Source organism: Micromonospora sp. NPDC050397, assembly GCF_044901685.1.
GTDB lineage: Bacteria > Actinomycetota > Actinomycetes > Mycobacteriales > Micromonosporaceae > Micromonospora_G.
The window spans coordinates 130,852-140,086 of record NZ_JBJDPS010000014.1; the positions used below are offsets into that span (position 1 = coordinate 130,852).

Below are 9,235 nucleotides of genomic sequence, written 5' to 3' on the forward strand. Positions count from 1 at the left end.
GACCGCTTGCCGCCGACCGATCGGCCGTTCGGCCAGCCGGTTCAGCCGGCCGGCTGGCCCGAGGTGAGTTTTGGTACGAACTGCCACCGGGCGGTCACCCCGCTCGGCAGCGGCACGACCCGCTCTTTGCCGTCGACCCCGCAGCGGACCACACCCCGGTCGTCGGCGACGAGCAGGGTCCTGTTGTCTGCCCAGGCCGGCGGGACGGTGCTGCGCACCCGGCAGAGCACGGACCCGTTCCGCCCGGCGACCGCCTGGGCCAGGTCGACCAGACGTACGTCGTTCGCCCCGGGCTCGGCGAGCCAGCCGCCGTCCGGGGTGATCCGGTCTCCGGTGGTGCCGCGCGCCAGGTCCAGCGCACAGGTGCCGACCCGGGCCGGGGCCAGCCCGTCGTCGCCCGGCACCAGTTCGGCCAGGCAGGGCGCCGTCCCGCCGCCGGCCGGCGGTACGAGTCCGGTCAGCGTCTTGCCGTTGCCGCCGATCACGCCCGCGATCTCCCCGTTCCAGCGGGGTTGGTACGTGGCCGCCGGGTCGAGCAGGTCGAAGCCCAGGGTCTCGTCGCTGATCACCACCGACCGGTCGAGAAAGGCGACCGGGGTGATGCCCGGCGGCACGTCGGTCCTGGTGCGTACGGCCAGCCCGGTCGCACTGACCCGGGCCACGTAGAGCGCGGTGTCGACCACGAAGGCGAACTGGTCGCCGCCCGGACTCAGCACCCACCGCTCGTCCTGGCCGCTGAGCGAGATCGAACTGCCGTCGGCGCGAAGGAAGCGGACCCCGGCGGTGCCGCCGTAGACCCAGCCGGTGGGCACCCGGTAGATCCGGGACACCGTGCCAACGCCGGTCAGCCGCAGCGTCCGGCCGTCGGTCGTCCAGAGCCGCTCGCCGGCCCAGAGGTCGAGACCGATACCGGTGTCGACCGTCGGCTGGGGCTCGACCGGCGGGCTGGTCGGCGCCACGTCCGGTTGTCCGTTGAACGCGACCGTCGAGCCCTCCCGGCCGCCGCCGGGGGCCGTGATGTCCCGCAGGCCGACGATCCCGCCGACGGTGAACACCAGCGCGAGCGCCGCCGCCACCGACGAGGCCACGGCCCGGCGGCGCCGGGCGGCGCGCCCGCGCCCGATCGCGACCGAGGCCGGGTCCCGGAGCAGGGGCGGCGACTCGACCCGTTCGGCGAACATGTTCCGCAGTGAGTCCTCAAGCATGATCATCAGCCCTCGGCTCCGGTCGACGGACCGGCCGGCGCCGCGACGGGAGCCACGGTCAGCGGCACCCGGGCGGGGGCGGGCCGGGGCGCGGCCGGCACCCGGCGGGGCTCGGGTGCGGGGGTGGCGGCCCGGCCGCCGGGGCGGCCAGCCGAGGTCGCGCCGGTCGGTGACGTGGCGGCCGGGCGGGAGGCGGCGCTCCCGGTCGTCGCCGGTCGGCCTTCGCCAGCCGTACGGGCAGCCAGCGCGGCCTCGCTCCCCGGCTCCTCACCGAGTCGTCGGCGCAGCGTGTTGAGCGCCCGGAAAGTCTGACTCTTCACGGTGCCGGGCGAGATGTTGAGCATCGCCGCGGTCTGCGACTCGGTCAGGTCCTCGTAGAAGCGGAGCACCAGCACGGCACGCTGCCGGGCCGGCAACGTGCGGACGTGCCGCCAGAGCGCGTCCCGCTCCAACTGCTCCTCGATCTGGTCCGGGGCCGGACGCTCGGGGAGCACCTCGGTGGGGCGCTCGCCGTGCCAGCGCCGCCGCCACCAACTGGTCGCGGTGTTGACCAGCACCCGGCGGGCGTACGGCTCGACCGCCTCGATCTCGCCGAGCCGCTTCCAGGCCAGGTACGTCTTCGTCAGCGCGGTCTGGAGCAGGTCCTCGGCCGTCGCCCAGTCCCCGGCCAGCAGATAGGCGGTACGCAGCAGCGCGGCGGAGCGGGCCGCGACAAACTCGCGGAACTCCTCTTCCAGGTCTGCCCTGGCCGCCACCTGTCGCCTCCCCCGGACCGCGCCAACCGACAGGTTGCCACAGCCGGCCCGGTCGGGTCGACGGCGAACGGGTTGCGCCCTCCTCCGATGTTCGGACAGAAGTGCGCACCCGTTACCGTACTGCTTCGACCCGATTACGCCCCGTCGTCGGCTTTTGCCTCGTCGGCTTCCTTGCCGAGCCGCGCCTCGACCGCCTGCGGCTCGTACATCTCCTCGACCACGCGGAGGTAGAGCTCGTTCGGGTTGGGCAGGTACTTGACCTCGCGCAGCGCCTGGTCCTGACCGGCCGACTCCAGCACGAAGGTGCCGTAGTTCAGGGTCCGCCCGAGCGGCGACTGTTCGTACTTCATGTCGGTCACCCGGGCGAGCGGCATCATCGCGACCCGGCGGGTGATGATGCCGTTGACCACCATGACCCGCTTGTTGGTCAGGATGAACCGGTCGAAGAACCAGTCCGCGACCTTCCACGCCACGTACCCCATGACGCCGAGCCAGATCAGCACCGCGACGGTGGTCAGCCCGGCGATCTGCTGCCCGGCCAGGAAGCCGGAGAGGTAGCCGAGCACGAACGTGGCGGCGAGCCCGATCAGGATCGGGGTGGCCAGGTAGACCTTGTGTCGCTTCCACTCGCCCCGGTACCGCTCGGTGGGGAAGAGGTAGCGGGCCACCAGTGCGGTCGGCTCGTCCTCCAGCGGCAGCACCCGACGCGGCCCGAGCGGCATGCCCGAGGCGTCGACCCGGAGCCCCGCCAGCTCCTCTTCGGAGATCTCCGGCGGCCGGTACTCCTCGTCCGGGTCACGGTCCCAGGTGCGACCGGAGCGTGACCCGTCGTCGAAGCCGCCGTCGGGGTAGGGCGTTCCGTCCGGATAGGACGGCGCGCCCGGGTAGGGCGAGTCGTCGGGACCGTCTGGTCGCGCCCGAGGTATCGGCTCGGTGTCCCGTTCCCTGCGCCAACGTTCGGCGTCGTCGTCTGGATCGGGGGGTGGCCCGGACGGGTTACCCATGTCCGGCTACGCGAAGAGGCTGGCGAAGAAGTCGCTGAAGCCCTGCGCGATGTCCATTACGCCGCCGCCCAACGACTTGAAGACGTCGGCGGCGGAGTCCGGCCGAAACGCGATGAAGAAAATTAGGAAGGCGATTCCACCCCAGGTGAGGACCTTCTTGACCATGACGGGCCATCCCCTCGATCGCGCGCCGTGTGGCGTACCGCAGCAGTACGTAGCGTATCAGTCAGGTGTCTTACCGTGAATTCCAAGTTTGTGCCATTTTCGGACCGGTCCGAGATGGTCGGTCAGACCAGCCCGTGCAGGTACGGAGACGGCGCGCCGTACACCAGCTCGGGTGGCAACCACTCGGAGAGGTCGTGCAGCACGACATCTTCCGCGAGGAGGTAACCCGCGCTCGACGGCCAGGTTATCGCATACAGCCATCGACCCCGAGCTTCGCCGACGTACGCGCTGCGGTCTGTCGGGGATTTGACCGACCAAAGTGGAGCCGGGTGACCGTCCGCCCGGACCTTCGCGTGCGCCGGGTTCTCGGCGTGTCCGGGCAGCTCATCGGCCATCACGTCGGCAAGGAGGGCGCCCGGGTCCGGGCCGGGGATGCCGGCGAACCGGGTGCCGAGGCCGACGCCGGGCTCCTCGGCGACCAGCACCAGGTCGGCCGGTCCGCCACCGAGCGGCGCCGGGCCGCTGCACGCGACGGCGGTGGCCCGCACGCCCGTACGGTCGTCACCGGCCCAGGCGGCGCCGGCCATCACCCATCCGGGTGGCAGCGGCCAGAGACACCAGAGCGGCATCGGCGAGCCGACCGCCTCGGGCGTGTCGCCGATCCGGGCGGTGACCGTCTCGACCATTCCCGGCCCGACCCGCTCGGCGACCTGGAGTGGCGACACCGGACCGCAGTCCGCGCACCGCCACTCCGAGTTCATCAGGTCCGGCGGCGTCACCGCACCGCCACACCTCGGACAACTCACCGCAAGGCTCACACGAACTACAGTCCACGGCACAGCGCCCCGGAGTCAAGCGAACCGGCCTTTTCGGTCAAGTTACCCACTGCGCGACCCGCCCCGGACGGCTGGTACGACAGCTACCCGGGCGGCGGTCCGGCGTGCGCCCGGATCCAGGCGTGCATGGCGATCCCGCTGGCCACACCGGCGTTGATCGAGCGGGTGGAGCCGTACTGGGCGATCGAGAAGAGTTGGTCGCAGGCGGACCGGGCCGGATCGGACAGGCCGGGGCCCTCCTGGCCGAAGAGCAGTACGCAGCGCGCCGGCAGCGTGACCGTCTCCAGCGGCCGGGCGCCGGGGAGGTTGTCGATCCCGATGACCACGAGCTGTGCCTCCCGCGCCCAGTCCACGAAGCCGGCGATGCTCTCGTGGTGCCGGACGTGCTGGTACCGGTCGGTCACCATGGCGCCGCGCCGGTTCCACCGCCGCCGCCCGACCACGTGCACCTCGGCGGCGAGGAACGCGTTCGCGTTGCGCACCACGGTCCCGATGTTGAAGTCGTGCTGCCAGTTCTCGATCGCCACGTGGAAGGAATGCCGGCGCTGGTCCAGGTCGGCGACGACCGCCTCCTGCCGCCAGTACCGGTAGCGGTCCACCACGTTGCGCCGGTCGCCGTGCGCGAGCAGCTCCGGGTCGTAGCGCGGGTCGGTCGGGAACTCGCCCGCCCAGGGACCCACCCCGACCTCGTCCTCGCCCCCCCAAACGACCTCAGCCTCCACGCCCCGAAAGGGTACGGCCCATCACCACCGACCCGACGCCTCGGGTCGGTGGGGTCAGCGCAGGGCGAGGGCGGTGCCGAGCCGGCCGAGGAAGCTGCTGCCGATGCCGGGCACCCACTCCCCGGCGGTGCCAAGGTGCCGGTCAACCGGATGCGCCGCCCCGCGTACCCGGGCCGCCACGGACTGCACCCACTGTCGGTAGGCCGCCGAGTCGGCCGGGTCGGCCCGGTCGGCGAGCAGTTCGACCGCGGCCTGACAGGAGACGAGCAGTGCGGCGAGCCGGTCGCGCCGGTCGACGTGCCGCCCGGCCTGGAGCGGAGAGTTGTCCGGTTCGGCGTAGATCGCCACGACCACGGCCCGGACCAGGTCGCTGTCGAAGGAACGTCCGGCCGCGATGCCCTCGAGTCCGGCCAGTCCCTCGAGCACCGCGTGCCGAGGGGTCGCTGGCTCGGTCGAGGTGGCCGCCACCAGCACCCGACCCGGCAACCGGACCAGCAGCCGCCACTCGTCGGCCGAGTAGGCCATGGTGGGCACCTGCCCGGCACGCCGACCGTCGATCGGCGGCTCGCCCGGGGCGTACTGGCTCATGGGGGACCTCCCGGCGCCAGCATATGACCGCCGGGCCGCACGGTAAGAGGTCTTGCCCGACAGATTTTGGCCGACCGCACGCTGGGCAGAATCAGGCCCGCGAATGTTTTCGGGGGCGGACGCAATGAGCGGCGGGGCCCTCCCCGGCACCCGCCGCCCACGCTCTGATACGGAAGATTCTGCCCGATCGGACCGGTTCACAGAAGAGTCGGAACAGAGACAGAGGTCACAGTTATTGTTTCGTAACACTACTTAACGTAAGAGTTGATATTGCGGTGACCGGCCGTCACCAGTCGAATCAGCGCTCGTCAGTAGCGTGATCATCACATCACCCCAGGTCGACGACGGGAGATGGATGGAAGCGCTCCCGTCACCGTACGTAATTAGTTAATTTTCTTTAATCTTGTCCCCCCGTCGACCTCGCTAGACCGAACGTCGTCGATCCGCCAGTATCGCGGGGACCGTGAGCCGGCGCCCCGGCACCGATCGGGGTGACCCTGGCCACGCTGGGCGTTTCGGCATGGAGGGACAGGGAATTCCCAAGGCGGTGGACAGGTTCTTGCCTGCGTAGGTCTCAACCCGTGAACGGAGAGTTCAATGGCGACCGTTGAGCTGACTGCAGCCAACTTCGACGAGGTGACGAGTTCGGAGGGCACCGTTCTGGTGGACTTCTGGGCGGACTGGTGTGGCCCGTGTAAGCGGTTCGCCCCGGTTTACGAGAAGCTGTCCGAGCAGCACCCGGAGATCACCTTCGGCAAGGTCGACACCGAGGCGCAGCAGGAGATCGCCGCGAAGTTCGAGATCCGCTCGATCCCGACGATCATGGCGGTCCGCGACGGAGTGATCGTCTTCTCCCAGCCCGGTGCCCTGCCGGAGAGCGCGTTGCAGTCGCTGATCGACCAGGTCCAGGCACTCGACATGGACGACGTCCGCAAGCAGCTCGCCGGGCACACCCACGAGCACTGACGCCGGTCCCTACGGCCCACGGCCGAGGTCTGGCGTACCGACGCGAACGGCCGGACACCCCGCGAGGGGGTCCGGCCGTCGTCGTTTCCCGGGACGGCCCGGGTGGGCGACAACCAGGGTCAGCGCGCGGTGGGGCCGAAGCGTTGCTCGCGTTCCGCCTGCGGGAGCGAACAGGCGGCGGTGCCACCGGGCATCCGGTGCCGGTTGCGGGCCACCCAGCGGTACGTCGGCCAGGCCAGCGCGCGTACCGGGGGCAGCCGGAGCAGGCCGCCGAGCACCCGCCAGACCGGCCCGCTCGCGCCGAGCAGCCGGGCGATGGCATCCGGACCGGCCGCCCGATCGCCATCGGTGCCGACCCACTGCACCGCGGCGTCGCACTCCGCGACGGTCAGGCCGAGGGCCTCGATGTCGGTGAACTGCCAGGGCACCACCCGCGCCCGGGTGGGGATGCGGCGCGCGACGAACTCGGCGCAGCTGGTGCAGAACGCGCAGTCGCCGTCGTAGACGAAGATGGGCCGGTCCATACCGCCATCCTCCCCCGTCGCACGGGCGTCGCACAGGCCAGTGCCTACCGGACCCCTACAACACGTGGGTCCGGTAACCCGCGAGGGTGGCGTCCAGCACCTCGCGCCCCGGCCGCGCCCACACGTCGGCGTGGAAGACCTCGACCTCGATCGGCCCGGTGAAGCCGGTGGCGTCGACCGCCTCCCGGAACCGGCGCAGCTCGACACAACCCTCGCCGGGCAGGCCACGCCCGAGCAACACCCCCTCCGGCAGCGGGGTGACCCAGTCGGCGACCTGGAAGCAGGCGATCCGCCCGCCCCGTCCGGCCCGGTCGATCTGTGCCCAGACCTGGTCGTCCCACCAGACGTGGTAGGTGTCGACCACCACACCGACCGCCTCGACCGGATGCGGCGCGGCCAGGTCCAACGCCTGTCCGAGGCTGGACACCACGCATCGGTCGGAGGCGAACATCGGGTGCAACGGCTCGATCGCCAGTCGGACCCCGGCGTCGAGCGCGTACGGCACCAACTCGCCGATCGCGTCGCCCACCCTGGCCCGCGCCGCGTCCAAGTCCCGGCTCCCCTCGGGCAGCCCGCCGGAGACCAGCACCAGCACCGGCGCACCGAGCGTGGCCGCCTCGTCGATGGCGCGACGGTTCTCGTCGTACCAGTCGGGGGTGTGGAAGAAACCACCGCGGCACAGTGAGGTGACCGCGAGCCCGGCCTCCCGGACCAGCGCCGCGGTCCTCTCCACGCCGTGCGCCCGGGTCTCCTCGCGCCAGAGGCCCACCTGGGTCACCCCGGCGTCGACGCAGCCGGCGACCAGTTCCGGGATGGGCCAGTACTTCGTGGTCGCCTGGTTGAGCGAGAAGCGGTTCACCGGTCGAGTTCCGGGATCTCGATCCGCCGGCCCTCGCGGGCCGAGCGCAGGCCCAACTCGGCGAGCTGCACGCCGCGTGCGCCGGCCCACAGGTCCCAGGAGTACGCCTCGTCCTCGACCACGTGCCGCAGGAACAACTCCCACTGTGCCTTGAAGCCGTTGTCGAACTCCTCGTTGTCCGGCACCACCTGCCACTGCGACCGGAAGTCCTCGGTCGCCGGCAGGTCCGGGTTCCACACCGGCTTCGGCGTGGTCGACCGGTGCTGGATCCGGCAGTTACGCAGCCCGGCGACCGCGCTGCCCTCGGTGCCGTCGACCTGGAACTCGACCAGTTCGTCCCGGTAGACCCGGACTCCCCAGGAGGAGTTGATCTGCGCCACGATCGGGCTGGACTGGCCGGGCCGGTCGATCTCGAAGATGCCGTACGCGGCGTCGTCGGCGGTGGCCTCGTACGGCTCGCCGGCCTCGTCCCAACGGGTCGGGATGAGCGTGCTGACGTGCGCGGTCACCGCGTTGACCTGGCCGAAGATCTGCTCCAGCACGTAGTGCCAGTGCGGGAACATGTCCACCACGATGCCGCCCCCGTCGGCCGTCCGGTAGTTCCAGGACGGACGCTGCGCCGGCTGCCAGTCGCCCTCGAAGACCCAGTAGCCGAACTCGCCCCGGATGGAGAGGATGCGGCCGAAGAAGCCACCCCGGACCAGCCGGTCGAGCTTGCGTAGGCCGGGCAGGAAGAGCTTGTCCTGGACCACGCCGTGCTTGATGCCGGCGGCATCGGCGAGCCGGGCCAACTCGACCGCGCCGGCGAGGTCCTCGGCGGTCGGCTTCTCGGTGTAGATGTGCTTGCCCGCCTCGATCGCCAGTCGGAGCGCCTTCTCCCGCTGCGCCGTGGTCTGGGAGTCGAAGTAGACCTGGACGTCCGACCGGGCCAGTGCGGCGGTCAGGTCGGTGGTCCACTCGGTCAGGCCGTGCCGTTCGGCGATCTCCCGGAGCTTGGTCTCGCTGCGGCCGACCAGCACCAGCTCCGGCCAGAGCCGGGTGCCGTCGCGCAGCGGCAGGCCGCCCTGCTCCCGGATCGCCAGCAGCGATCGGACCAGGTGCTGTCGGTAGCCCATCCGGCCGGTCACACCGTTGAGCACGATCCCGATCGTGGTACGGGCCATGCCGTCGCCTCCTTGAGCCGAGTCGCTAGGTAAGCGCTTTCCCGCGCACGTTACTGGCCAACACCCGGATTCGGCAAGGGCTTTCCTCACGCCCGTACGGCCGCGCGCTATCCTCACCTGGCAGCCGGCTCAGGGCGGTCGGGGAGAGGTCGGATCGATGGCCACCTTGGCAGATGTCGCGCGCCGGGCGGGAGTCTCCCCCGCCACCGCGTCCCGGATCATCAACGGCAGCGCCAAGCCGGTGACCGACGCGCTGCGGGAGCGGGTGCTGGCGGCGGTCGAGGAACTCCAGTACGTCCCCAACGCCCACGCCCAACTACTCGCCCGCAACCACCGCTCCGCCGTCGGCGTCATCGTCCACGACGTCTCCGACCCCTACTTCGCCGAAATCACCCGCGGCCTCCAACGCGTCGCCACCGAACACGGCCGACTCGTCATCATCTGCAAC

12 protein-coding genes are annotated in these 9,235 nt (G+C 71.2%); 2 read left to right on the top strand and 10 right to left on the bottom strand.

From position 1 onward, the window contains the following. Positions 1 to 41: 41 nt before the first annotated feature. The 7 genes from ACI2K4_RS30300 to ACI2K4_RS30330 all read right to left on the bottom strand — a co-directional run bounded on the left by ACI2K4_RS30300 (position 42) and on the right by ACI2K4_RS30330 (position 5,275). Positions 42 to 1,211: a hypothetical protein gene (locus ACI2K4_RS30300; protein WP_404516273.1), complete on the bottom strand. Its 1,170-nt coding sequence runs from the start codon at positions 1,209 to 1,211 to the stop codon at positions 42 to 44. Beyond that, on the bottom strand, positions 1,211 to 1,960 hold the full coding sequence (locus ACI2K4_RS30305; RefSeq protein ID WP_404516274.1) for a SigE family RNA polymerase sigma factor: 750 nt from the start codon (positions 1,958 to 1,960) through the stop codon (positions 1,211 to 1,213). Before ACI2K4_RS30305 ends, ACI2K4_RS30300 begins: the two co-directional genes overlap by 1 nt. Before the next feature lie 134 nt (positions 1,961 to 2,094). Next, positions 2,095 to 2,964, bottom strand: coding sequence for a PH domain-containing protein (locus tag ACI2K4_RS30310; RefSeq protein WP_404516275.1), 870 nt, complete (start codon positions 2,962 to 2,964; stop codon positions 2,095 to 2,097). A 6-nt stretch (positions 2,965 to 2,970) separates the two neighbouring features. Then, complete coding sequence (locus ACI2K4_RS30315; protein WP_170208591.1) at positions 2,971 to 3,129, bottom strand: hypothetical protein; 159 nt, start codon at positions 3,127 to 3,129, stop codon at positions 2,971 to 2,973. A 122-nt stretch (positions 3,130 to 3,251) separates the two neighbouring features. Next, positions 3,252 to 3,908, bottom strand: coding sequence for a DUF6758 family protein (locus ACI2K4_RS30320; RefSeq protein ID WP_404516276.1), 657 nt, complete (start codon positions 3,906 to 3,908; stop codon positions 3,252 to 3,254). Between the two features lie 140 nt (positions 3,909 to 4,048). After that, positions 4,049 to 4,687: a TrmH family RNA methyltransferase gene (locus ACI2K4_RS30325; RefSeq protein ID WP_404516277.1), complete on the bottom strand. Its 639-nt coding sequence runs from the start codon at positions 4,685 to 4,687 to the stop codon at positions 4,049 to 4,051. A 54-nt stretch (positions 4,688 to 4,741) separates the two neighbouring features. After that, positions 4,742 to 5,275 carry a hypothetical protein gene (locus ACI2K4_RS30330; RefSeq protein WP_404516278.1) on the bottom strand — a complete coding sequence of 178 codons (534 nt, stop codon included), beginning with the start codon at positions 5,273 to 5,275 and terminating at the stop codon, positions 4,742 to 4,744. 597 nt (positions 5,276 to 5,872) lie between these two features. On the opposite strand from ACI2K4_RS30330, the gene trxA reads away from it, so the two are divergent. Next, the gene (gene trxA / locus ACI2K4_RS30335; protein WP_404516279.1) at positions 5,873 to 6,241 is read left to right on the top strand and encodes a thioredoxin; all 369 of its coding nucleotides are present in this window, start codon (positions 5,873 to 5,875) and stop codon (positions 6,239 to 6,241) included. Between the two features lie 119 nt (positions 6,242 to 6,360). On the opposite strand, the gene ACI2K4_RS30340 is transcribed toward trxA, so the two are convergent. From ACI2K4_RS30340 to ACI2K4_RS30350, 3 genes are read right to left on the bottom strand one after another with little or no spacing between them, the layout of a single operon-like run. Continuing rightward, entirely contained in the window at positions 6,361 to 6,765 is a 405-nt protein-coding gene (locus ACI2K4_RS30340) for a thiol-disulfide oxidoreductase DCC family protein (RefSeq protein WP_404516280.1), read from the bottom strand. 55 nt (positions 6,766 to 6,820) lie between these two features. Beyond that, a complete protein-coding gene (locus tag ACI2K4_RS30345) occupies positions 6,821 to 7,624 on the bottom strand; it encodes a sugar phosphate isomerase/epimerase family protein (protein WP_404516281.1) in 804 nt (267 codons plus the stop codon). After that, positions 7,621 to 8,787 (bottom strand): Gfo/Idh/MocA family protein, encoded by a 1,167-nt coding sequence (locus tag ACI2K4_RS30350; protein WP_404516282.1) that lies wholly within the window; start codon positions 8,785 to 8,787, stop codon positions 7,621 to 7,623. The genes ACI2K4_RS30345 and ACI2K4_RS30350 overlap by 4 nt, the downstream gene beginning before the upstream one ends. 157 nt (positions 8,788 to 8,944) lie before the next feature. On the opposite strand from ACI2K4_RS30350, the gene ACI2K4_RS30355 reads away from it, so the two are divergent. Further along, positions 8,945 to 9,235, top strand: a 291-nt coding sequence (locus ACI2K4_RS30355; protein ID WP_404516283.1) for a LacI family DNA-binding transcriptional regulator, incomplete at its 3' end; no start/stop codon positions are given.